This is a genomic window from Xanthomarina gelatinilytica, from assembly GCF_000348685.1.
GTDB classification, from domain to species: Bacteria; Bacteroidota; Bacteroidia; order Flavobacteriales; family Flavobacteriaceae; genus Xanthomarina; species Xanthomarina gelatinilytica.
This window is the reverse complement of sequence record NZ_ANLA01000013.1, coordinates 138,747-162,010: the sequence shown is the minus strand read 5'-3', so window position 1 is coordinate 162,010 and position 23,264 is coordinate 138,747. Positions and strand designations below refer to the sequence as shown.

The following is a 23,264-nucleotide window of genomic DNA, read 5'->3' as shown; positions in this document are numbered from 1 at the left end:
ATTATTTTTCTGGTCTATTGAGTTTCTGAACCAATTTAAACGATGCATAATCGGCATAAATACCATAGGCATTTACCAACAGGCCTTTTAATTTGCCATCTTTTGATGAAATGGCATATAAAACACTTTCATTATCCACATCAGACATTTCCTGAAACCGATGTTTTTCATCTATAAGGAACTCTTCAGGTTGCAATTGATTTTGGTTTTCGGCACATTCTATACAATCTTCTTTTATGTTGAAATTATAAGTGTAGCCTTTTTTTGTAAGATCATTGATGGCTTCGGATAGACTTGTATATTTTCCCATGTTTAAAGTTTTAAAAGTTTATTTTTTAATCTTCCACATTGCGCCATTTTTTGTGGTTATTTTACTTAAGCATCCTTTTGTTGAAAGGTCATTCAAAATTACTTCACTTTCGTTTCGTGGTGTTCCAGATAATTCAGCATATTCTTTTGCAGTAAGCGATGGATAAGTAGAAAACAAGGTTTCCCAGTTTTTGCTATATTCACTTTTTGTCGCGTTAGGGTTCAATTTTAAAATCGCCATTTCGTAAAACGCATAAGGTCTAGTGCCATAAACGGTTTCGGTATGGCCAGCTTGGTCTATAAAGAAAATTGTTGGGAATCCTCTGACGCCTAATTTCTTTCCTAATTTTAAATCTTCTGCAAAGGCTTCTTTTGCTTTACCCTCAAAATCGGTTTTTAATTGTTCCACATTAAGACCAACCTTCCTTGCTGCAGTTTCCAAGTGTTCCCATTTGGCTATATTTTTCTTTTTCAAGAAAACCATTTCCCTTATTTTCCGCATAAACAATTGGGCTTTGTTTTGGTCTTGATATTGTGCTGCCTTAAACGCTATGGATGGTGGATAGGAGGAATCCAAAGGGTCTTCCAGCCACAGGTCGCCATCAATAGGCATATCGTAATGCAGACTTACTTCGTCCCAATGGCTAGCCACATCTGATGGTTTGCCAATGCCTCCACTATTGTAACTCCAATCGGGCAATAAACCTCCCATTCTATACTCCATATCTATGGCATTACCATATTCCAATTTTAGTTTACGCAATTGTGGTTCAATTCCCCAACACGATGAACAAATGGGATCGGTATAATAAATGAGTTTTACTGTTTTATTTGCGGATTGTACTGTGTTCTTAGATGACGTATTGGTTGTTTCATCTGTTGTCTCACACATCCCAGTTTCTATATCGCATATAAGCGGATTATTATTTGTTGTTTCGTTATTCATGATTTTAGATTTATTTAGTCACCTCTTCCGAAGTTGCAAATTCTTCCATTTTTGTAATCAAATTGTTTTCAACGGTAGAAATCTGGGCCCAATCTTTTTTAGTTCCCTTCCAGATCGTTTCACTTTTTGATGTTCGCGTCCTAAGACCACAACCATATTGTCTTCAACGATATATTGAAGCGGTTCAAAATGGATGATTTCGGTTCTTTCCATAATATTATTATAAAAAGCCCTTACACCTTCCTTTTTCTCAAACCGTCCTTTCGGGATAATTTGTGTCCCATGATAAATCCAAACCGTATCGTCAGAAACGGTTGCTACAAATTTATCGGCATCACCACTGCTAAATGCAGCGAACATATTTTCCACTACTGTTTTTGCTGAATTTTTCATGTGTTTAGTTTTAAATTATTGTTTTGCGAATTGAAGGTGGACCACAATATTCACCTCTTTCCCAATCCCAGCAGCCGTTGGGTCGCAATCAATATCATAATCAAATCTATTGATGGTTGTTTCGGCCTTCATACCCAATTTTTCACCTTGTTGGTTCTTGGCGGTTCCACCATAATGCACGTTGAAAATTACATCCTTGGTAACGTTCTTAATGGTCAATTCACCATATAATAAATACACGTCGCCACCGTTTAAAAATGTTTTTATGGCAGCAAGGTTCATCAAGGAGATGGTGTTGTCGCTTTCCTCACCTAGGGTAACCGTTATGGTATTGTTTTCTTCTTTGTAGTTGCCAAAAATATCGGCTTTGTTTTCACAGAACAATGCATCGATTTTTCCGTTAAAGGCTGCTGGTAAAATTGATACATTTTCGCATTAAAAAACTTCTTCTTCATTTTAGATTTATTTTTGTTAGTACTAGTACTTAATAATCATGTAGCAGTTCCTGCTTCCATTTAAAATCTAAATTGACTAACAAAATCAGGAAAAAAGTAATTTACGGCTTTACCAGTGATATTTAAACGATATCAGTCATTATAGACAAAATTCTACGAGTCTATCCATTACTTGGTCTTGGTGCCCATTTATTATAAGGTGTCATATCGAAGTTATTAACTTCATCCATTGTTAAACCTAGTGCTTTTGCCACACCTTCTCCATATTCTGGATCGGCTTTAAAGCAGTTCCTGATATGTCGGATTTGAATAAATTTCTCTGCGCCACCAACTTGAGCAGCAGTATTATCAAACAATAATTGATCTTTACCATCGGCTTTGATAATACGGAACAAATCGCCTGGTTGTGTAAAGTAATCTTCATCATCATCCCTAAAATTATGTGCATAAGCCGTTCCGTCCAATTCCAAAGGTGGTTCTTTTGTATCTGGTTGCTCTTGCCATTCGCCGTAACTGTTTGGGTTGTAATGTAAAGTGCCACCATGGTTACCATCTACACGCATGGTGCCATCCCTATGATTGGAATGGTATGGACAGGTTGGTTTATTCACAGGAATTTGATAGTGGTTTACACCCAATCGATAACGTTGTGCATCGCCATAAGAAAACAAGCGTCCTTGCAACATTTTATCTGGAGAAAAGCCAATACCAGGCACAACATTTAATGGATTAAAAGCCGCTTGCTCCACATCTTGAAAATAGTTTTCCGGATTTCTGTTCAGTTCAAACTCTCCAACAGGAATTAACGGGAAATCCTTTTTAGACCATACTTTGGTTAAATCGAAAGGATGAAAACGGTAGGTCTTTGCTTCTTCTTCAGTCATCACTTGTACGTACATTTTCCATTTAGGGTACTCCTTTCTTTCAATAGCATCAAAAAGATCCCTTTGTGATGATTCTCTATCCATCCCAACTATTTTCATAGCTTCTTCATCAGACAGGTTTTCAATGCCTTGTTGTGATACAAAATGAAACTTTACCCAATGTCTTACATTATCTTTATTGATAAAACTAAAGGTGTGACTTCCAAATCCGTGCATATGTCGGTAACCTTTTGGAATACCACGATCACTCATGGTAATAGTCACTTGGTGTAACGATTCCGGTAGCAAGGTCCAAAAATCCCAGTTGTTATTGGCACTTCGTAAGTTGGTTTTAGGGTCGCGTTTTACAGCACGATTCAAATCTGGAAATTTCATAGGATCGCGAAAGAAAAATACAGGCGTATTGTTTCCTACCAAATCCCAGATGCCTTCTTCTGTATAAAACTTTAACGCAAATCCACGAATATCCCTTTCGGCATCTGCTGCTCCTCTTTCGCCTGCAACGGTGGAAAACCGACTGAACATTTCGGTCTTTTTGCCCACTCCGCTAAAAATTTTGGCTTTGGTGTATTTGGTAATGTCATGCGTAACAGTAAATGTACCAAAGGCTCCAGATCCTTTAGCGTGCATACGTCTTTCAGGAATGACTTCACGATCAAAATTTGCCATTTTTTCCAGAAACCAGGCATCTTGCATCAATAGAGGACCTCGTGGGCCAGCAGTTTGTACGTTTTGATTATCTCCAACTGGTGCTCCAGTTTGTCTTGTGAGTTTTGGTTTTTCGTCTTTCATTTTAAGTTGGTTTTAATTAATAATGAATGTAAGGTTCTGTTACTTTTAGCTTATAATATGTGATATTTTAGGTTGATTTTTCACAGAAAGCTTTAAAAACTTGCTGAACTGATATCTTTAGTTTTCATTTTTTTTAGTCGTCCCATTCGTCCCGAATCTCATCCATAAGGTCATCATAACGGGCTTTTAGTTCTGCTGAAATGGATTTAGACGATTTGTGGATTTGTCGTAACTGTAGACCTAAGTATATACTAAACAGTCCCGTGAACAAAAAGCTTAATGCCACTAAAACAACAACACTCATACCTGCAAATATGGGATTCCAAATAAGTATGAATGAAAAAACAATCCCTAGAATACCAAGAGCCAATAAAACACCCCAATTTTTACTGCCATATTTTTTTATATCCAAAGCAAAGCTAATGGCGGCAACCGAACGAAATAAAATGATAAAACCTATATAAAAAGCCAGCACACTAATGGATAGGGCAGGATGGATTAACAAAGATGTACCAACAATAAATGTAATGATGCCGAATGCCAAGGACCAACCCCAATTTTCCAATTGATGCCTGTTGGATATTGAAAAGATTATTTCCGACAAGCCACCAAATAAAAATGAAAGCGCAAAAAGAATGGATAAGGTCAATAATGAACCGGCTGGCGATAAAAACACAATGACGCTAACAATAACAAAAAATAATCCTACCAATACAGGTATATACCAATGTTTGATAGCTTCTTTAATAGATTTAAAAAATGTTGTTTCCATGGTTGTTATTTTAATACTTGTTAATTTGGTTATGATATGTGAACCTTTTCCTATTCTTTAAATAAAAGAAGAAACTGGTTCTTGATTACAGTTTAAAAGTTAGTACAGGACGTCTTGAATGGTTTGCAAGATTTTCAGAAATACTGCCTTTGATTAAATGATTTAAACCTTTTCTGGCATTTGTTATCACAACCAAGGCATCAGCGTTTGTTTCGTCTGCATATTGAATCACGCCATCTTCAATAGTATATCCAGCTATGAAGTCTACTTTATTCGATCCACCAGCCATTTTAAATTCTTCTGCTTTTCTTTTGAACTCTTTGGAGCTCAAGAAACCATTGTTAGGTCTGTTGACATATACAGGATGTACCTTGCTTCCTAATTTTGAGAGCAATTGGCTTGCTTTCTTATAAGCGTTTACGCTTTCTAAACTCATGTCTGTTGCCAATACCACGTTGTTGAGGTCGAAATCTTTAGGTTCGGTTTTAACAATTAGTACAGGTGTGCTGCTGTTTCGAACCATTTTCTCAGCATTGGATCCTGCAAAAATACCATCTTGAAGCGTTATGCCTTGTGAACCCATAATAATTAAGTCTGCATTTAATTCTTTGGCTACAGCGTCAACTTCTTTATAAACTTTATGTTTTTTTATTACAGGAATGACATTTATGCCTTCTAAATATTGCTTATCCAAAAAGGTTTCAAATTTTTTTTTGGCCAATGAAAGCATAAACAACATTTCATTTTTGCTTTCATTGCTGGAAATGGAAATTAAAGCATCAGACAATTCCAGCATGTGCAATACATGTAGGGTTGCATCGTGTTTTTTAGCTAATATGGCACCAGTTTGTAGTGCAAATTCTGATTGTTGTGAAAAATCAACAGGTATGATTATGTTTTTCATGGTACTATGTTTTGATTTTTATTTAATTAGTATTTAAGATTTGATTTATATTAATGAACTTAAGTCATTTTTTTAATGTTGTGAACAACGCCTCCATCCACCAAAATATCTGTACTTGTAATAAAACGTGCAGCATTGCTAGTTAGAAAGTAAATAACATCTGCAACGTCTTCTGGTTGGCCATTTCTTTTTAAAGGAGTGGCTTGTTTGATTTTCTCCATGCGTTTTGGATGTTCTTGTGCAGCTTTTAAAGCCATGGGCGTTTCAATGACTCCTGGAGAAACAGATACAATTCTCGCACCTTTTTCTCCCCATTTATTAGCGTTTTTAATTGTTAATAGTTGTACACCTCGTTTGACAAAGTTATACATCACGTCTGAATCATTGTTCACAAATTTGCTTACAATATCAAATGAATCTGATGCTTGTGGATTTACAAGGGCATCATCATATATTTCGTTGGGAGGCACAGTATGTGCCATCATGGAAGCTAATAAAACAGCTACCGAATCCTTTATGGCAAGCTTGTAAAAGGCATCCACTAAAAGTTCTGTCGCCACTAAATCTATGGTGTATACTTTTTTTAGATCCTTAACGGTTCCACTTACACCAGCCGTATGTATCAATGCTTTAAATTCGCCCTTGTTTGAAACGAATTGGATGAGTTTTTCTATGTCTTTTTTAGAGGTGATGTCACAGACAATCCCGGAAACATCAAATCCTTCTTTTGATAGATTTTCAACGGTTTCATTAACCTTGTCTTGCGAATAATCCGTTATAACCAAAGGGTGTTTTTTAAAAGCCCTTGCGCAAGCTTGGCCAATGCCTCCAGCGCCTCCTGTAATTACTATTTGTTTTTTTTGGATATTCATTGCATATTTTTTTGAGGGTTACTCCCTTATTAGGATTTTCTGGTTTCGTTTTACGTGATTTCTTATGTTGGGATTGTAATTTTTACAAACAGATCCATTTGGGTTTTTAGTTACAATTATTACATGTCTTAATAGATCCATTTTGATATAATTGATCACATTCAGGAAACTCTTACAATTTAAGACTTTTAATTAAGATAAGCTAACAAAAAAAGCCCTTTAGGAACTCTGGTAATTTAAAGGGGTGTTTTTTTAAAAGAAATAATTAAGGGTTAATTGACAGCCCACATTTTAAGTCCATCAAAGCTAAAAGGAAACAATAATTTGCTCAATGGTAACTTAATTGACCGTTTGTTATTTTTGCAGGTTGGGTATACGGGTGTTCGGTTTCTTTATCTAGTGCCATGATGTGCAGCACTTCCCACTTGTTGGCTTTTAAGGCATCGGAAATCATGGAACGATGGCAACGCCACCAAACAGCTTCAGAACACATGATGGCAGTTCGGTTTTTACTTGCCAAATTTTCAAGTTCTTTAAGTCCTGTTTTAAATTTTTCGGTGTCCATATAATCGGCATAAGCTCTAAAGGCTGGATGTTTCCACGCTGTGTTTTTCGATTCTGGATTCGCTTTTCTTCGTCCTCCCAAAGTCAACAAATGCTTGTAACTTATATCGTGTTCTTTTAATGTAACTTCCAATACTTCTTTATTGAAATGAGGAAATTTCCTGGATCCCGGAAATTGCCTAACATCTACCAATTGTTCAATTTTAAAGGCTTTAAGCATGTTAATGAATTCTTTCTCTGTTCTGGTAGAATGCCCTATGGTCCATATGGTTTTGTCTTTTTCCATGTCGCTTTTTACCAAATTTACGAATAGTTGTAATGGAAAGGAATTAATTAAAACTAAAGTCTTGTTAAAACGAGATTAAAAGAGCTGTAGCAATTGGATAGAACAAATGTGCATTTTTTCAAGAAGATTTCAAGATTAAATGAAGTCCTAGTTGGAAAGTTACCTTATGAAAACAATGCAACAAAAAAAACGCTCAAGGAACTTGGCGTTTTTTCTTAGGAATTGGTTTTTAGTGACCTCGACAGGATTCAAACCTGTAACCTTCTGAGCCGTAATCAGATGCGCTATTCAGTTGCGCCACGAGGCCGTTTTTGAGGATGCAAATATATTCCTTTTTTAGTTAAACCTCAAAAAAAACTTGAATTAATCCAATGCGTTTTTGGTCACATATAATTTCCAGCCAAAAATGGCCATCTGGAATTTGCTTGCTTTGCTTAAATCCAAACCTTGTTTCGTGAAACTTGGAAGTAAGATTTTATTCAGTTTTGCTAAAAGTTTAAAGAATTTCTTTTTCATAATGGTACAAAGATACATTCCTATTTTTTATCCTAAAAATGTTAAAATTAACCAATTAATAATTTAGAAAACAATATATGGGCAAAGAGTTCTTTACATTTGCTAAAATTTTCCCTACATGAAACAATTAATTACTTTACTAGGATTCCTGTGTTTTTCACACCTAACCTATGCACAAGTGGTCATTAACGAACTGGATTGTGATACCCCTGGAATTGACGATCAAGAATTTGTTGAATTAAAATCTGATGCCCCAAATGCCTCATTGGATGGTTATGTGCTTGTGTTTTTTAACGGGTCTACTTCCGGAGCAGACTCCAGTTATTTTACCATCGATTTAGATGGATATACCACAGATAATAATGGACTTCTTTTAATTGGAAGCGATACTGTAACTCCTTTTCCGCAATTGCTTATTGCAGCCAATGTCATTCAAAATGGAGCAGATGCTGTGGCTCTTTACACTGGGGACGACACAGATTTTCCTGAAGGCACCTTAGCCACACAGGCAAATTTAATAGATGCCTTGGTTTACGGAACTAACGATTCTGATGATACCGAACTTATGGCGCTTTTGGGCGTTTCCGAACAAATAAACGAAGGTCCAGGCAACAATACCAACTCCATACAGCGAAATAACGACGGCAGCTATTTTGTGGGAACACCAACTCCAAGATTGTTAAACGATGGGAGTGGAGAGGTTTATAATGCTATTTCCATAAGTACATCCCAATCACAATATAACGAAGGCGACGTTTTTGATATCGTGTTTACAGCTCAACAAAACGTGACCTCAGATGTTGTGTTTAGCATTACTTTGGATTATTTTGGGTTCAATACATCCGATTTTACGGGAAACACCACACTTACCATTCCAACTGGACAAAATTCGGTGACTACCACTATTACTTTAATTGACGATACAATTGATGAAGGTGATGAAGAAGCACTTGTAAAGTTTTCAAGTTTACAGTGGCCATACATTCCGTACAACAATTTTTTAAAGCTTCGGGTGGTGGATAACGATTTTACGGTTGCACCTTTTGGGACACCTATAAATCCAACTTATGGCAATGTTTCCAGCACACAACCCAATGACTATTACAGTAGTTTGGATGGGTTATCCGATGTGGCTTTGCGTCAAGCATTGCAGGATATTGTAGCCAATCCAAATGTGGTTAGGGCTCAAACTTATGCCGATGTTATTGATATTTTAAAAGAAGCAGACCAAAACCCAGCAAACAGCAATCAGGTATGGTTGGTTTATTTGGAACAAGGAAGACCAAAATTGGATTTTCAAGTCACTTCTGATAATACAGGAACTTGGAATAGGGAGCATACCTTTCCCAGGTCCCGAGCTGGATATTACAGTATTGAAGAAGATGAAATTGCCGATGGTGTGGATGTGTTTTGGGAAACCAAAGCAGATTCCTTACGTCATGGCAATTCCGATGCACATGGTATTCGAGCCGTTGATGGACCTGAAAACAGCAGTCGTGGCAATCAGTTTTATGGACAATATAATGGACCAACTGGAACGCTAGGTAGTTTTAAAGGCGATGTGGCTAGAGGTGTGTTTTATTTGGCAGTACGATATAACGGATTGGAAATTGTTAATGGCTATCCAGAAGGCATGGTAGGACAATTTGGCGATTTACAGCTCTTATTGGATTGGCATAGGAATGATCCTCCAGACGATTTTGAGATGAACAGGAACAATGTCATTTATAATTGGCAATTTAACAGAAACCCTTTTATAGATCAGCCGGATTTGGTGGAATATATTTGGGGGAATATGGTTGGTGAAACTTGGGAACAGAATTTGAGCGTAGAACAGACACAAGAATTAAAAATTAGCGTTTATCCAAACCCAACTCAAGGTAAGCTCTATATTAGTGGCATTGTCCAAGAAACAACCATAGAGATATTTTCAGTGGATGGCAGACAATTAATGACTAAAGACATTTCGGGCAATACTTATATTGATTTAGATTTTTCAAGTGGCTTATACCTATTGAAAATGGCTTCAGAAGGAAAAACAGTTGTTAAAAAGGTCTTGATAAAATAAACTGATTGAGAAGACAAAAAAATCCCAAACCTAAGCTTGGGATTTTTTTATACATTTATTTTTTGTTTTACTTTTTGGTGGTTATCTCAACCACACCATCTTTGGCTTTTTCCCCATAAGCTTCTATGGCTTTATCGCCTTTTAACACATTTACATGGGCAATGATATTTGGGTTTATTTTTTCCATTTCATCTTTGGTTATTTCTTTTCCATCAAGAATAAAAAGAGGTGTTCCGTTGTCACTGGAAATAAAAAAACCTTCTTTTTCTTTCAGTTTCAAAACCTTTACTTTTTGATTCGCACTTGGATCATCTGAGGTAATTTTCAGGTTGTCCACATCTTCATCAGAACTTGTTATTTTTACTTTATAGGTTCGCTCTTTGTTGCCATTTTCACCTGAGGTCCAATTTACTTCGGAATCTTCTTTTGTAACCCAGATGGTTTTACTTGTTAAGCTCCCATCGGTTTCAAATTCAATCACATCCTCATCATCAGAAAGCGTAACTATCTCAATGGTTCTATTGCCTTTTTTAAGGGTTTTAACTTTGGCGTCATCGCTAATAAACATTACGTTTCCATCTTGTTCCACATCTAATTCCACTTCTTTTTCAAGGCCATCTTTTGTTTTGTAAACAAACACATTTTCACTGTCCTTTTCGGTATCTATTTCGGTGATTTCGCCATCTTTGGAGATAAAAACCATTTTTTGTTCCATAGAGTTTGAAGATGCATTGCCAATGGCAATATGATCGCCATTTTTTTCAAAACTAATTTGAATAGGGGCAATGGCTTTTTCTCCATTTAGGTTGTACTTGGCACTGGAATTATTGGATTTCACATCTATTTTTATGGCGATAATCTCTCCAGAGGTATTGCGTTTTACGCCTTTAAACTTTAAGATCAATCCTTTTTTTGAAAGTTGATTTTTAATCTCTTCCAAGTCGGAATCAGTAAAATCCTTGGTAATTACAACCACTTCCTGTGTTGGTTTGGTTGTGTAGTCTAAAGTGTTTAAAGTGTGATTTTGCGTGGCATTTACAAACACTTTTTTTGTGTTGAAGCTCATTAAAAATAAAGCCAATAGAGGAAGGACGATGCCTAATTTCCAGGTGTTTGATCTGTTTGATTTTGATTTGTGTAACATAACGATTCGTTTTTTGATTAATGAATTATAAAAATTATTGGTAACAACCAATGGATGATTTGTGATGGACGCTTTAAGTAATAAACGCTGATAGCTTTTTTTGCATTGGGATTGTTTTTGAGCCTTAAAATCTGCTATAAATTCCTGGTTTTGCTGTATTTCTTTTTTGTACAGCCAACAAATGGGATTAAACCAGAACACCACACAGCTTATTTGGGCAAGTAAAACATCTATGGAATGATATTCCTTGGCATGTGCTTTTTCATGGGAAATAATATGTGATAATTCTTCTTCCCGAAATTGATTTGGGTTGAATACTATCCACTTAAAGAATGAAAAGGGAGCCATGTTGTTAGTAGTCTCAACAAAGGTGAAACCGTTTTCTTTTTTCTGTTTATGAGTTCTTATCAAGGAAAATAACGAGGTGAATTCCACAATCAATTTTCCTAAAAAAAATGCCAGTCCCATAACATACAACCATGTAATGATTTTAGAAATGTTAAATAGATTGCTTGTGTTTTGAGGGTTGGTTTCTACCATCAAAACATTTTCTGAAAAAGCCATAGGCATATATTCCACATACACAGGAATAACCATGAAAGGTAAAAGACTGGCCATTACCAATCCAGACAATAAAAACCATCTGTTGGCATTGAAAAATGTTTCTTTTTCCAAAAACCATTTGTAACAAACATAAAATATGCACAAAACAGCTGAAGCTTTAATGAAATATTCCATGGTTTTATTTTTTATGGTTTGGGTTTTTCTCAATTAAAGCTATAATTTCCTTAAGTTCCTTGACACTAATTTTTTCTTCTTTGGCAAAAAAGGATACCACATTTTTATAAGAACTGTTAAAGTAATTTTCAATGGCAGTACTCATAAAGCGTTTTTTGTATGCCTCCTTACTGATTAAGGGGTAATATTGATGTGTCTTTCCATACGCTTTGTATGCCACAAAGCCTTTTTCTTCCAAGTTTCTAATAATGGTTGAAAGCGTGTTGTAATGTGGCTTGTCATCTTTTATTTCTGCAAGAACATCTTTTACGAAAGCTTTTTCCAGCTTCCATAAAATGTGCATGATTTCTTCTTCTTTGTTTGTGAGTTTCTGCATGATTATTTTTTAAGGTCTTTTAATGCGTTTTTTGCTGATTCTAAATTTGGTCTTATTGTTAATGCTTTTTCATAAGCTTTAATAGCTTCCTCTTTCTTACCTGACTCTGCAAGTGCTTCGCCATAACTGTCCCAACAATTAGCTATGTCAGGAAATAGTTGTGTATTCAACTTAAATAATTTAATCGCTTTGTCAACATCATTGGCTTCATATAAATAGGCGTAGCCTAAAGCATTTATAATAATATCTTTTGGGTCTTTAGGATGGAAGTTTATAGTGAGCTCTTCAAAATTTGCTTTTACAAAATCAGCTCCATTTTTATTGAAAGCCTCTCTAACATTTTGTATGGCTGGTGCTTGAGGTTTATTTGGTGTTTCTCCTCTTGTTAAAGCTAAAATATCCAATGCTATATGTTCTGCTACTGGTTCATCCATATTGGCAAATACAATAATTGTGAAGTCGTTGCTTACAACTTGATAAAGCGCTGTATTAAAACCTTCAAAACCACCAGCTGATCCTGTTGCTTTACCATCAGGTAACTCTTTTAAATAGTTGAAAAAAGAATCGTTAGATTTTGCTTCTTCACTCAAAAGCAAATCATCATAATAATAAGATCTGTAAAATGTCATGATGTCTTCAGTGGTTGATAAAAACCCACCATCAGGATTTGGAATATCTTGCAAAGGAGCAGATTCATCCAATTCGCCAAGTGGTGTGTAATAATAACCATGAGCAATCCTATTTTCTAAACCACTAAAGTCATTTAAATAGGTGTTTTTTAAATTTAGAGGTTTAACGATGCGTTCGTTTACATTATCAAAATAGGATTTGCCAGATACTTTTTCAATGACAGCACCTAATATAACATAGCCTAAGTTTGAGTAATCTTGTTCTGTTCCAGGTTCAAAATTTAAGTCGTATGATTTAGCGCGTTCAACAATAGCATTAAGTTTTCGCTCATTTAGTGGTAAATCAAAATAATTGCGAGTGTGATAATCTGCAAAGCCTGATTCATGGTTGAGTAAATGATTAATAGTAATCTTATTGGCATTTGGATCTTTAAATCCAGGAATATATTGAGTGAGCTTGTCATCTAAATTAAGCTTGCCTTCTGCAACCAATTGTTTTACTACAATAGAGGTGAAGGTTTTATTCATGGAGCCAATATCAAATAGCGTATTAATAGTGTTTGGTGCTTTAGTTTCCCTGTTTGCTAAACCATAGGCTTTATGAAATTGTATGTTTCCTTTTTCAGCAACTAATATGATGCCTGAAAAAATTCCTAAGTCTATATAGTCTTGAACAACAGCTTCTATGTTTTTTGATAGTTCTGCGGAGTCTTCCTTATTTGCTAATTCCTGTTTGTTTTCTTTGTTTTTGCAACCTATTAACATTAAAGATAAAAGAAGTATAACTGTATATGATTTCATAATAAGATATGATTTTTGATTGATGTTCCAAACTTATAACTATTTTTATAGTTATACAACTATTGATATAGTTATTTAACGAAATTTTTAGTTTTCATTAACTTTTCGTAGGAAATGTTATCTTCGCGAAAAATTTAGTTTATGAGTTTAGTTTGGATAGTGCTTGGGTTGGTTTTATTGGTTGTTGGAGGGGAGTTTTTAGTACGGTCTTCTGTATCGCTCTCATTTAAATTCAACATCTCAAAGTTGGTTATAGGTATGACGGTTGTATCCTTTGCAACTTCTGCACCAGAACTTTTGGTAAGCTTACAGGCAGCTTTGGATGGTTCTCCAGATATAGCTTTGGGAAATGTTATTGGGTCCAACATTGCCAACATTGGTCTGGTTTTGGGGATTACGGCTATTATTTCCCCTTTGTCCATAAGCGAGGATTTTTATAAATTGAATTGGCCCATGATGATGCTCCTGTCCATTGCACTATATTTTATTTTGAAAAGTGGATTGATTATCAATTTTACTGAAGGTTTGTTGTTGTTTGTGTCTCTTATCGTGTTCCTTTATATATTGATCAAACGCTCCAAGGAAAAAGATACAGTGGACATTGAAGAAGTAGACGATGCCTTGCAAAAAACATCCAATTTTAAAATAATAGTTTGGTTGTTAATTGGTGGTTTTGCACTTTATTTTGGAAGTGAATGGTTGGTATTAGGGGCTAAGGACCTGGCTTTGTCTTTTGGAGTGAGCGAACGTGTAATCTCTGTAACCATGGTAGCCATAGGTACCAGCGTTCCTGAACTCGCAGCATCGGTAATAGCTGCAGTAAAACAGGAAAAAGCCATTTCTCTTGGGAATTTAATTGGATCCAACATTTTTAATATAGCATCTGTTTTGGGCCTAACGGCCATGATCCATCCAATTGCTTTAGACAGTCAGAAACTATTGACTAACGATATTTTCTGGATGATTGGATTTGCAGCTATTTTAATTCCTTTTATGTTATTGCCTAAAAAATTTGAAATAGGAAGGCTTAAAGGGTTTTTTATTTTCGGAGCTTATTTGGTTTTTATTTATTTGACCTTTACAGGCGAATAATAGGGTTTAAGGTTAAATTTTAGGTAATTATTATAGTTGACCCCTAATTTTTTAGGGGTTATTTATTTGTAAAAACATTTTTTTTATAACTTTGCCCTCAAATATTCAAAACTAACAAACAAATTATGTCAACTTTAAGATTTCACGCTATTAAGAAGTCCCTTAATAAGAAGCCCATTAAAATAGAAGAAAAGGAACGACGTTCCAATATCTTTTGTGCCAATGTTTTTAATGAAGATAAAATGCGTCAATACCTTACCAAAGAAGCATTTGTAAGTGTTATGGATGCCATTGTCAATGGCACCAAAATAGATAGGGTTGTGGCAGATCATATTTCAACAGGTATGAAAGAATGGGCTATTTCCAAAGGGGTTACACATTATACACACTGGTTTCAACCTTTAACGGGAGCAACTGCAGAAAAACATGATGCTTTTTTTGAACCTATAGGTAATGGACGTGCCATTGAAAAGTTTGGTGGAGGCCAGTTGGTGCAACAAGAACCGGATGCTTCCAGTTTTCCTAATGGAGGTATTAGAAACACCTTTGAAGCGCGTGGCTATACAGCTTGGGACCCTACATCCCCAGCCTTTGTTTATGGAACCACTTTATGTATTCCAACTGTGTTTGTTGCTTATACAGGAGAAGCTTTGGATTACAAAACCCCTTTGCTGCGTGCTTTACAAGCTATAGATAATGCAGCTGTTGAGGTATGTAAGTATTTCGATAAAAATGTTAAAAAGGTCAATGCCTCATTAGGATGGGAACAGGAATATTTTCTAATAGACAGAGGATTGGCTGCTTCAAGACCAGATATCCAATTAACCGGCAGAACCTTGTTGGGACACTCTTCAGCAAAAGGACAACAGTTGGACGATCATTATTTTGGTACCATTCCTAATAGGGCCATGCAGTATATGAGAGATCTTGAAACAGAATGTATGTTGCTTGGGATTCCAGTTAAAACCAGACATAATGAAGTAGCGCCAAATCAGTTTGAGTTGGCTCCAGTTTATGATGAAGCTAACTTGGCTGTTGACCACAACTCCTTATTAATGGATGTGATGGATAAGGTGGCAGAACGCCACGATTTCAAAGTCTTGTTCCACGAAAAGCCTTTTGCTGGTGTAAACGGTTCGGGAAAACACAACAATTGGAGTTTGAGCACCAATACAGGTGTTAACTTGTTGGGTCCTGGAAAAACGCCTATGAGCAACCTTCAGTTTTTAACCTTTTTCATAAACACCATTAAGGCTGTTCATGATAACGAAGAATTGGTAAGGGCTTCCATAGCATCTGCTAGTAACGACCATCGATTGGGGGCAAATGAGGCGCCTCCAGCTATCATTTCAGTTTTTATTGGCGAACAATTGACCAATGTGCTGGACGAATTGCAAAACGTTACCAATGGGAAATTGTCCCCAGAAGAGAAAACAGATTTAAAACTGAATGTGGTTGGCAAAATCCCTGAGATTCTATTGGATAATACTGATAGAAATAGAACCTCGCCTTTTGCATTTACAGGTAACAAATTTGAATTCAGGGCAGTAGGTTCTACGGCAAACTGTGCTAATCCAATGACCGTTTTAAATACCATTGTGGCAAACCAGTTAATTGAGTTCAAAAAAGAAGTGGATAACTTAATAGACACAAAAGGCCTAAAGAAAGACGAAGCTATTTTTAACATTTTAAGGGAGTATATTAAAAAGTCCAAAAACATTTTGTTTGAAGGCAACGGTTATGGTGAGGCTTGGGAAAAAGAAGCCAAGAAAAGAGGCTTAAGCAACCATAAAACCACACCAGAAGCCTTAAAAGCCAAAGTTTCCAAAAAAACAATCAAGATTTTTGAAGATTTGGGTGTGCTGAACAAGGTAGAATCCCTTTCAAGATACGAGATCGAGATGGAAGAATATGTTTTGCATATTCAAATTGAAGGACGTGTGTTGGGCGATATTGCCAGAAACCATGTGGTTCCAACTGCTGTTAGATATCAAAACATGTTAATAGAAAACGTAAAAGGCTTAAAGGAAATTTATGGCAACGATTTCAAGAAATTTGCAAAACAACAAATGACCTTGATTGAAGAAATCTCTGGGCATATAGAATCCATAAACTCCAATGTCACCAAAATGATAAACGAGAGAAAAACAGCCAATCACATAGAAGATATAGATAAAAAAGCGGATGCGTATTGCAATAAGGTAAAACCTTTGTTCAACGAGATTAGGTATCATTGCGATAAATTGGAATTACTGGTGGATGATGAGCTTTGGCCACTTACAAAATACAGGGAATTGTTGTTTACCAACTAACTTTTCTTTTGTTAAAACACATACATTTTAAAAGTCCTGGGAAACAGGACTTTTTTGTCTTAAATAATCACGATGTCGTTTATCTGATTTAATTTGTAAGTTAACGAAAAGTTCACTTATGGCTCTTGAAATAGGCTGCTTTTTAGTACTTTAGCAGAGCTATTAATCAATTATACAAATTAACATGAAAAGGCTCATTATAAGTGTTCTTATGCTTATGGCTGCAACCTTTATATTTTCACAAAGAAACAGTGAGAAGCATAAGGATAACGCTCAGAAGGATTTAATCGTTCATCAACAAACAAAACTTTTAAAATAACGTTGCTTTTTTTATTTTAAGCAATTGCTTATTTAAATATTGACCTTTTAATTAAGGTTTTCCAAGCACTGATTTTTTTTCAGATATTTTTCTTGAAAAATCAGTGTTTTTTTATGGAATAAAATCAGTGTTTTGTTCAAGCTTTCTTAAAAACGGCTAAGTAATTGATTATTTGCTATATTGCAGCGATAAATTGCTAGATGGCAATTCTAAAATATTTTAAAAAATGAAGAAAAGACAACTTCAAGTCCAATGCTTGTTTATACTGTTAATTGGATTGAGTGGTTTCAATGGATGGGCTCAAAAAAAAGCTGTTTTAAAACAGGAGTTCCATAGCTTAAGAGGGAATAACGTAGTGGATGTGGCTATTGGGTCCTCGGTTCCAAATGGGGACTATGCCAATGCCATGTTTGAAATTTATATGCACCTTGGTTATAAGAGATACATCATCCCTTATTTAAATGTCAACCTAAGCTATAACAAATTCAATTTGGCTTATAAAGATGTATTGAACGAAGGCTTTATGTCTTTTGATGTCAATTTGGAAACGACCTTATTCCCCTACAGCAGGTTTTCACCTTATGCTTATATTGGTGGAGGTTTGAATGCTGCGAACTATTTCGATCAAACTGCTGCTAAAATGCAGGGAGGCTTGGGGTTGGAATACATTGTGACAGATAAAATAGGTGTTAAGTTGTATTCAGATTACAATTATGTTTATAGCGATGAGTTGGATGGCAGGATTTATGGGGAATCGGACGATGTGTATTGGAGAATGGCCCTTGGGCTGAATTTTTACTTTGGAGGTTCTAAAAGAAAAGTTAAAACTAATGAAAACGAGCCTACAATCATCAATTCCAATCCCATTATTAACAAATAAATAAATAACTATTCTTACTTTTGCCCTCAAACCACTGTCATGAGCGAAGAAGTAAGCAAAAGATATGCGCAAAGAGGTGTTTCTGCCTCAAAAGAAGATGTACACAAGGCTATAAAAAACATCGATAAAGGGCTGTTTCCCAAGGCTTTTTGTAAAATTGTTCCAGACTATTTAACCCATGATGATGCATACTGCTTGGTCATGCATGCCGATGGTGCAGGTACCAAAAGTTCTTTGGCCTATATGTACTGGAAAGAAACCGGAGACTTGTCGGTTTGGAAAGGAATTGCGCAAGATGCACTTATCATGAACGTGGACGATTTACTGTGTGTGGGCGCAACAGACCATATCATGCTCTCTTCAACCATTGGAAGGAATAAAAACCTGATTCCTGGTGAGGTTATTGCTGCAATTATCAATGGAACGGAAGAACTTATTTCAGAATTAAACTCTTTTGGTGTGACTATTCATTCAACAGGAGGCGAAACTGCCGATGTTGGTGATCTGGTTAGGACCATTATTGTGGACTCCACGGTTACGGCCAGATTAAAGCGCAGTGAGGTTATTGATAACGCCAACATAAGACCAGGGGATGTTATTGTGGGCTTGGAGTCTTTTGGACAAGCTTCATACGAGAAAAGCTATAATGGAGGTATGGGCTCCAACGGATTGACCTCTGCAAGACACGATGTGTTCCACAAGTATTTGGCAGAAAAATACCCAGAAAGTTACGATGCTTCAGTCCCTGATAATTTAGTGTATTCCGGACAAGTAAGGCTTACAGATGCTGTAAAGGATTCGCCCATAGATGCCGGAAAATTGGTGTTGTCGCCAACCAGGACTTATGCACCAATTATAAAAAAAATATTATCCAAACATCAAAGTAATGTCATTCATGGCATGGTGCATTGCAGTGGTGGGGCACAAACCAAGATTCTCCATTTTATAGATAAACTTCACGTTGTAAAAGATAATATGTTCCCTGTTCCTCCGTTGTTTAAGCTTATTCAGGAGCAATCCAAAACAGATTGGAAGGAAATGTATCAGGTGTTTAACTGTGGCCATCGTATGGAGTTGTATGTGTCGCCCGAAGTTGCTCAGGACATCATTGATATTTCAAAATCCTTTCAAGTGGATGCTAAAATCATCGGTCGTGTTGAAGCTTCTGAAAAAAAGAAACTTACTATCAATAGTGAGTTTGGAGTGTTTGTTTATTAGTTTTTTAAAAATCAGATTCATGAAAAAGTTTTTGTTCATTGTATCTTTCATTAGTTGCCAATTTGTTTTTTCTCAACCAGATTCATTGTTTTTCAAAACAGAAGATATCACCATACCAAAATGGACCCATAAAAATAAAGCCAGTGCGCTTATAAGCGAGGTTGCTTTTGTTAATTGGAACGCAGGAGGAAGTAATTCCATTTCTGCCTTGTTCAATTTTGAAAGTATCTTAAAATACAGGTACAAACACTTAATTTGGCAAAGTATTTTGATTTCCCGATATGGAATCAATAAACAAGAAAATCAAGGCTTGAGAAAAACAGACGATATTTTGGATGTCAGTTCTACTTTAGGTTATAAAAAAAACGAATACAGCAATTGGTTTTTTTCTTCAAGGTTTAATTTTAAAACACAGTTCACAAAAGGGTACAACTATCCAGACGATACCAATGTGCTGTCCAGATTTATGGCTCCAGGTTATCTGTTTATAGGTGGAGGCATGGAATATGGAAAAAATATAGAAGAACTCTCAATCTATTTTTCCCCTTTAACCATGAAAACCACCTTTGTATTGGATGACAAGCTGGCAAATGCTGGGTCATTTGGTGTTGCGCCAGCAGTGTATGATGACGAAGGAAATTTGGTGCAAAAAGGAGAACGCGTTAGAAACGAAATAGGCATTCTTTTAACCAGTGTGTATGAAAGGGAGATCTTTCAAAATGTCTTGCTTTCCAATTATGTAAGTTTTTATACAGATTACTTAAATGAATTTGGAAATATTGACGTTGATTGGCAAATTAATTTCGATTTTAAGGTGAACAGTTTTATAAAAGCCAATTTTGGGTCGCATCTTAAATACGATAACGATGTAAAAACAATCGTGGAAACAGATGTTGAAGGTGACTATGAAACCGTAGGAGCCTTGGTGCAATGGAAGCAAATCCTTGGTGTTGGAGTGGTTGTTGACTTTTAACTTAAAATAAAAAATTTGTTAACTTTTTATTGTTAATAAATTTTTAAACACCTAAAAAACAATACGTTACATTTTTTTCTTGTAAACTTTATGATTTTAATCATGTTTTAAGTGCTAAATTTTTGTTTAATTTACATGAAATTAGAAAAACAAAAATATTTTAAAACAAGACCGAAAAAATGAGTGTACAAACCCAACCAAAAGTGCTTCCTACAACCTATTCACAAGACGACGCCTTTGAAGCTTCTGTGAAATATTTTAATGGAGACGATTTAGCTGCTCGCGTATGGATCAATAAATACGCCTTAAAAGATTCTGAGGGCAATTTATACGAACTGACTCCAAACGATATGCATAGGCGAATTGCAAAAGAAATTGCAAGAATCGAGTCGCGTTACCCAAATCCATTGTCCGAAGAGACCATCTTCGACTTAATTAAAGATTTTAAATACATCGTACCACAAGGAAGTCCTATGGCTGGAATTGGTAATCCTTACCAAATAGCTTCGCTTTCCAACTGTTTTGTTATAGGAAACGAAGGCAATTCCGATTCCTATGGTGGTATCATGAAAATTGATCAAGAACAAGTACAACTTATGAAACGTCGTGGAGGTGTTGGTCACGATTTGTCTCACATTCGACCTAAAGGCTCTCCTGTAAAAAACTCGGCGTTAACTTCAACAGGTATCGTGCCTTTTATGGAACGTTATTCTAATTCAACAAGAGAGGTTGCGCAAGATGGTCGTCGTGGAGCGCTCATGTTATCGGTGTCTATCAACCATCCGGATTCCGAAGATTTTATAGATGCTAAATTGGAACAAGGTAAAGTTACTGGAGCCAATGTTTCGGTTAGAATTGATGATGAATTTATGAAGGCTGTAAAAGCTAATTCAACCTATACTCAGAAATATCCAATATTCAGCAGCAACCCTAAGTTTTCAAAAACCATTGAAGCCAATAAGCTTTGGAAAAAAATTGTTCACAACGCATGGAAATCGGCAGAACCTGGTATTTTATTTTGGGATACCATCATTAAGGAATCGGTTCCAGATTGCTATGCCGATTTAGGTTATAAAACCGTATCCACGAACCCTTGTGGCGAAATCCCATTGTGTCCTTATGACTCTTGCCGATTGTTGGCCATGAACTTGTTTTCGTATGTTGAAAACCCGTTTACGGATAAAGCTACTTTTAACTTCGACTTGTTTAAAAAACACATTCATGTGGCACAACGCATCATGGACGATATTATCGATTTGGAATTGGAGAAAATCGATGCCATTATCGCTAAAATAGATGCTGATCCAGAATTGGATGAAGTTAAAGCGACCGAAAGAAACCTATGGTTGAATATTAAAACCAAAGCCAACGAAGGTCGTAGAACCGGAATTGGTATTACTGCCGAAGGTGATATGTTGGCAGCTTTAGGTATAAAATACGGAAGCAAAAAAGGAAATGCCTTTTCTGTTGAAGTACATAAAACCCTAGGGATAGAAGCCTATAGAGCATCTGTTTACACTGCAAAAGATAGAGGGGCATTTGCCATATTCGATGCTGAACGTGAAAAAAACAATCCGTTTATTCAACGTTTAAAAGAGGCTGATGATAAGTTGTATTACGAAATGTTGGAGCATGGACGCAGAAACATTGCGCTTTTAACGATTGCGCCAACAGGAACAACCAGCTTAATGACACAAACGTCTTCAGGAATTGAGCCGGTATTTATGCCAGTTTACAAGCGTAGAAGAAAAGTTAATCCTAACGATAAAAATGTACGTGTGGATTTTGTGGATGAGGTTGGGGATTCTTGGGAAGAGTATGTGGTGTTTCATCACAGATTCAAGCAATGGATGGAAGTTAACGGCATAGCTACCGATAAGAATTACACTCAGGAAGAACTCGATAAAATAGTTAAAAAATCCCCTTATTACAAAGCCACTTCCAACGATGTGGATTGGATGAGCAAAGTAAGCATGCAAGGTGCTGTGCAAAAATGGGTGGATCACTCCATCAGCGTGACTATCAATTTGCCTAATGATGCAACTGAAGAATTGGTAGGTAAATTGTACTTAGAAGCTTGGGAAGCAGGTTGTAAAGGAGTAACTGTTTATAGAGATGGTTCCCGTTCAGGTGTATTGATTTCCAACGAAGAAAAGAAAGAAGATGAGCAACAAGAAACCTTAACAGCCTTCCCTACAAAAAGGCCACAAGTTTTAGAAGCTGATGTGGTACGTTTTCAAAACAACAAGGAAAAGTGGATTGCCTTTATAGGTTTGATTGATGGTAAACCTTACGAAGTATTTACTGGTTTGGCTGATGATGAAGATGGTATTTTAATACCACGTTGGGCAAACAATGGCTTGATCATTAAAAACAGAAACGAAGACGGAACATCGCGTTACGATTTTCAATATCAAAACAAAAGAGGTTACAAAACCACTATTGAAGGCTTGTCGCATAAATTCAATCCAGAATATTGGAACTATGCCAAATTGATTTCAAGTACCTTGCGTCATGGAATGCCAATTGATAAGATAGTCGATTTAATCAATAGCCTGCAACTGGATAGTGAATCCATCAACACCTGGAAAAATGGTGTGGTTAGAGCGTTAAAGCGTTATGTGGAAGATGGAACACAAGCCAAAGGGCAAACCTGTACCAATTGTAGTTCAGGGAATTTAATTTATCAAGAGGGTTGTTTAACTTGTAAGGACTGTGGTTCTTCTAAGTGTGGATAATCACATATATAGAATTTAATGGTATAAGGGAGGTTGTTTACAGCTTCCCTTTTTTTATATAAATGCTTTTATGAAAGAAAGATACGCAATCATGATCAGAACGTCAATTATAAATATTGCGCAGAAAAGTTTTAAAGTTGAAATGCCAAGGTTGTTGTAAAAAATCAATTTGCGTTTGGCATGGGTTTCGTTTATCAAGTACCACAATAAAATGGTTAAAAACAGTTTGGTGAGTATGGCAGGAACAAGTTGGGGATTTGCAAACGTGATCACGATATTAATT

At 36.0% G+C, this 23,264-nt stretch carries 20 protein-coding genes and 1 tRNA gene; 7 read left to right on the top strand and 14 right to left on the bottom strand.

The window, feature by feature from the left end; all coding sequences use genetic code 11:
- Position 1 precedes the first annotated feature (1 nt).
- The 11 genes from D778_RS08720 to D778_RS08670 form a co-directional block, all read right to left on the bottom strand.
- Positions 2-310 carry a hypothetical protein gene (locus tag D778_RS08720; protein ID WP_007649755.1) on the bottom strand — a complete coding sequence of 103 codons (309 nt, stop codon included), beginning with the start codon at positions 308-310 and terminating at the stop codon, positions 2-4.
- 18 nt (positions 311-328) lie between these two features.
- Positions 329-1,255, bottom strand: a complete 927-nt coding sequence (locus D778_RS08715; RefSeq protein ID WP_040491928.1) for a ClpXP adapter SpxH family protein — start codon at positions 1,253-1,255, stop codon at positions 329-331.
- A gap of 57 nt (positions 1,256-1,312) precedes the next feature.
- Positions 1,313-1,648: a nuclear transport factor 2 family protein gene (locus D778_RS08710; protein WP_007649752.1), complete on the bottom strand. Its 336-nt coding sequence runs from the start codon at positions 1,646-1,648 to the stop codon at positions 1,313-1,315.
- Between the two features lie 15 nt (positions 1,649-1,663).
- Positions 1,664-2,032 (bottom strand): YceI family protein, encoded by a 369-nt coding sequence (locus D778_RS08705; RefSeq protein ID WP_007649751.1) that lies wholly within the window; start codon positions 2,030-2,032, stop codon positions 1,664-1,666.
- A gap of 232 nt (positions 2,033-2,264) precedes the next feature.
- Entirely contained in the window at positions 2,265-3,779 is a 1,515-nt protein-coding gene (locus tag D778_RS08700) for a catalase (protein ID WP_007649750.1), read from the bottom strand.
- A gap of 133 nt (positions 3,780-3,912) precedes the next feature.
- Positions 3,913-4,551 carry an HdeD family acid-resistance protein gene (locus D778_RS08695; RefSeq protein WP_007649749.1) on the bottom strand — a complete coding sequence of 213 codons (639 nt, stop codon included), beginning with the start codon at positions 4,549-4,551 and terminating at the stop codon, positions 3,913-3,915.
- Between the two features lie 85 nt (positions 4,552-4,636).
- Positions 4,637-5,455, bottom strand: a complete 819-nt coding sequence (locus tag D778_RS08690; protein WP_007649748.1) for a universal stress protein — start codon at positions 5,453-5,455, stop codon at positions 4,637-4,639.
- Between the two features lie 59 nt (positions 5,456-5,514).
- Positions 5,515-6,327 carry an SDR family oxidoreductase gene (locus D778_RS08685; RefSeq protein WP_007649747.1) on the bottom strand — a complete coding sequence of 271 codons (813 nt, stop codon included), beginning with the start codon at positions 6,325-6,327 and terminating at the stop codon, positions 5,515-5,517.
- A gap of 328 nt (positions 6,328-6,655) precedes the next feature.
- Positions 6,656-7,177, bottom strand: coding sequence for a DUF488 domain-containing protein (locus tag D778_RS08680; protein ID WP_007649745.1), 522 nt, complete (start codon positions 7,175-7,177; stop codon positions 6,656-6,658).
- A 233-nt stretch (positions 7,178-7,410) separates the two neighbouring features.
- Positions 7,411-7,484, bottom strand: a tRNA-Arg gene (locus D778_RS08675).
- A 56-nt stretch (positions 7,485-7,540) separates the two neighbouring features.
- Positions 7,541-7,693 (bottom strand): hypothetical protein, encoded by a 153-nt coding sequence (locus tag D778_RS08670; protein WP_040491925.1) that lies wholly within the window; start codon positions 7,691-7,693, stop codon positions 7,541-7,543.
- Between the two features lie 118 nt (positions 7,694-7,811).
- Here D778_RS08670 and D778_RS08665 point away from each other — a divergent pair, with 118 nt between their 5' ends.
- Positions 7,812-9,761: an endonuclease gene (locus tag D778_RS08665; protein ID WP_007649739.1), complete on the top strand. Its 1,950-nt coding sequence runs from the start codon at positions 7,812-7,814 to the stop codon at positions 9,759-9,761.
- Between the two features lie 67 nt (positions 9,762-9,828).
- Here D778_RS08665 and D778_RS08660 read toward each other — a convergent pair whose 3' ends face one another.
- From D778_RS08660 to D778_RS08650, 3 genes are read right to left on the bottom strand one after another with little or no spacing between them, the layout of a single operon-like run.
- A complete protein-coding gene (locus tag D778_RS08660) occupies positions 9,829-11,643 on the bottom strand; it encodes a M56 family metallopeptidase (protein ID WP_155949928.1) in 1,815 nt (604 codons plus the stop codon).
- Positions 11,644-11,647: 4 nt separating this feature from the next.
- A complete protein-coding gene (locus D778_RS08655) occupies positions 11,648-12,019 on the bottom strand; it encodes a BlaI/MecI/CopY family transcriptional regulator (RefSeq protein WP_007649737.1) in 372 nt (123 codons plus the stop codon).
- A 2-nt stretch (positions 12,020-12,021) separates the two neighbouring features.
- Entirely contained in the window at positions 12,022-13,449 is a 1,428-nt protein-coding gene (locus tag D778_RS08650) for a serine hydrolase domain-containing protein (RefSeq protein WP_155949927.1), read from the bottom strand.
- A 141-nt stretch (positions 13,450-13,590) separates the two neighbouring features.
- Here D778_RS08650 and D778_RS08645 point away from each other — a divergent pair, with 141 nt between their 5' ends.
- From D778_RS08645 to D778_RS08620, 6 genes are all read left to right on the top strand, one after another.
- Positions 13,591-14,541 (top strand): calcium/sodium antiporter, encoded by a 951-nt coding sequence (locus D778_RS08645; RefSeq protein ID WP_007649733.1) that lies wholly within the window; start codon positions 13,591-13,593, stop codon positions 14,539-14,541.
- A 125-nt stretch (positions 14,542-14,666) separates the two neighbouring features.
- Positions 14,667-16,853, top strand: coding sequence for a glutamine synthetase III family protein (locus D778_RS08640; protein ID WP_007649732.1), 2,187 nt, complete (start codon positions 14,667-14,669; stop codon positions 16,851-16,853).
- A 545-nt stretch (positions 16,854-17,398) separates the two neighbouring features.
- Positions 17,399-18,052, top strand: a complete 654-nt coding sequence (locus D778_RS08635; protein WP_238307632.1) for a Curli production assembly/transport component CsgG — start codon at positions 17,399-17,401, stop codon at positions 18,050-18,052.
- Between the two features lie 39 nt (positions 18,053-18,091).
- Positions 18,092-19,270: an AIR synthase related protein gene (locus tag D778_RS08630; RefSeq protein ID WP_007649730.1), complete on the top strand. Its 1,179-nt coding sequence runs from the start codon at positions 18,092-18,094 to the stop codon at positions 19,268-19,270.
- A gap of 19 nt (positions 19,271-19,289) precedes the next feature.
- Positions 19,290-20,243: a DUF3078 domain-containing protein gene (locus D778_RS08625; RefSeq protein WP_007649729.1), complete on the top strand. Its 954-nt coding sequence runs from the start codon at positions 19,290-19,292 to the stop codon at positions 20,241-20,243.
- A 179-nt stretch (positions 20,244-20,422) separates the two neighbouring features.
- On the top strand, positions 20,423-22,981 hold the full coding sequence (locus D778_RS08620) for an adenosylcobalamin-dependent ribonucleoside-diphosphate reductase (protein WP_007649728.1): 2,559 nt from the start codon (positions 20,423-20,425) through the stop codon (positions 22,979-22,981).
- Positions 22,982-23,264: the final 283 nt, after the last annotated feature.

What these genes read in the sequence shown, in the direction of transcription:
- D778_RS08700 (WP_007649750.1), bottom strand. Translation starts at nt 3,779, where the DNA reads ATGAAAGACGAAAAACCAAAACTCACAAGACAAACTGGAGCACCAGTT.
- D778_RS08670 (WP_040491925.1), bottom strand. Translation starts at nt 7,693, where the DNA reads ATGAAAAAGAAATTCTTTAAACTTTTAGCAAAACTGAATAAAATCTTA.
- D778_RS08680 (WP_007649745.1), bottom strand. Translation starts at nt 7,177, where the DNA reads ATGGAAAAAGACAAAACCATATGGACCATAGGGCATTCTACCAGAACA.
- D778_RS08685 (WP_007649747.1), bottom strand. Translation starts at nt 6,327, where the DNA reads ATGAATATCCAAAAAAAACAAATAGTAATTACAGGAGGCGCTGGAGGC.
- D778_RS08695 (WP_007649749.1), bottom strand. Translation starts at nt 4,551, where the DNA reads ATGGAAACAACATTTTTTAAATCTATTAAAGAAGCTATCAAACATTGG.
- D778_RS08630 (WP_007649730.1), top strand. Translation starts at nt 18,092, where the DNA reads ATGAGCGAAGAAGTAAGCAAAAGATATGCGCAAAGAGGTGTTTCTGCC.
- D778_RS08625 (WP_007649729.1), top strand. Translation starts at nt 19,290, where the DNA reads ATGAAAAAGTTTTTGTTCATTGTATCTTTCATTAGTTGCCAATTTGTT.
- D778_RS08665 (WP_007649739.1), top strand. Translation starts at nt 7,812, where the DNA reads ATGAAACAATTAATTACTTTACTAGGATTCCTGTGTTTTTCACACCTA.
- D778_RS08635 (WP_238307632.1), top strand. Translation starts at nt 17,399, where the DNA reads ATGAAGAAAAGACAACTTCAAGTCCAATGCTTGTTTATACTGTTAATT.
- D778_RS08655 (WP_007649737.1), bottom strand. Translation starts at nt 12,019, where the DNA reads ATGCAGAAACTCACAAACAAAGAAGAAGAAATCATGCACATTTTATGG.
- D778_RS08650 (WP_155949927.1), bottom strand. Translation starts at nt 13,449, where the DNA reads ATGAAATCATATACAGTTATACTTCTTTTATCTTTAATGTTAATAGGT.
- D778_RS08640 (WP_007649732.1), top strand. Translation starts at nt 14,667, where the DNA reads ATGTCAACTTTAAGATTTCACGCTATTAAGAAGTCCCTTAATAAGAAG.
- D778_RS08620 (WP_007649728.1), top strand. Translation starts at nt 20,423, where the DNA reads ATGAGTGTACAAACCCAACCAAAAGTGCTTCCTACAACCTATTCACAA.
- D778_RS08715 (WP_040491928.1), bottom strand. Translation starts at nt 1,255, where the DNA reads ATGAATAACGAAACAACAAATAATAATCCGCTTATATGCGATATAGAA.
- D778_RS08710 (WP_007649752.1), bottom strand. Translation starts at nt 1,648, where the DNA reads ATGAAAAATTCAGCAAAAACAGTAGTGGAAAATATGTTCGCTGCATTT.
- D778_RS08690 (WP_007649748.1), bottom strand. Translation starts at nt 5,455, where the DNA reads ATGAAAAACATAATCATACCTGTTGATTTTTCACAACAATCAGAATTT.
- D778_RS08645 (WP_007649733.1), top strand. Translation starts at nt 13,591, where the DNA reads ATGAGTTTAGTTTGGATAGTGCTTGGGTTGGTTTTATTGGTTGTTGGA.
- D778_RS08660 (WP_155949928.1), bottom strand. Translation starts at nt 11,643, where the DNA reads ATGGAATATTTCATTAAAGCTTCAGCTGTTTTGTGCATATTTTATGTT.
- D778_RS08720 (WP_007649755.1), bottom strand. Translation starts at nt 310, where the DNA reads ATGGGAAAATATACAAGTCTATCCGAAGCCATCAATGATCTTACAAAA.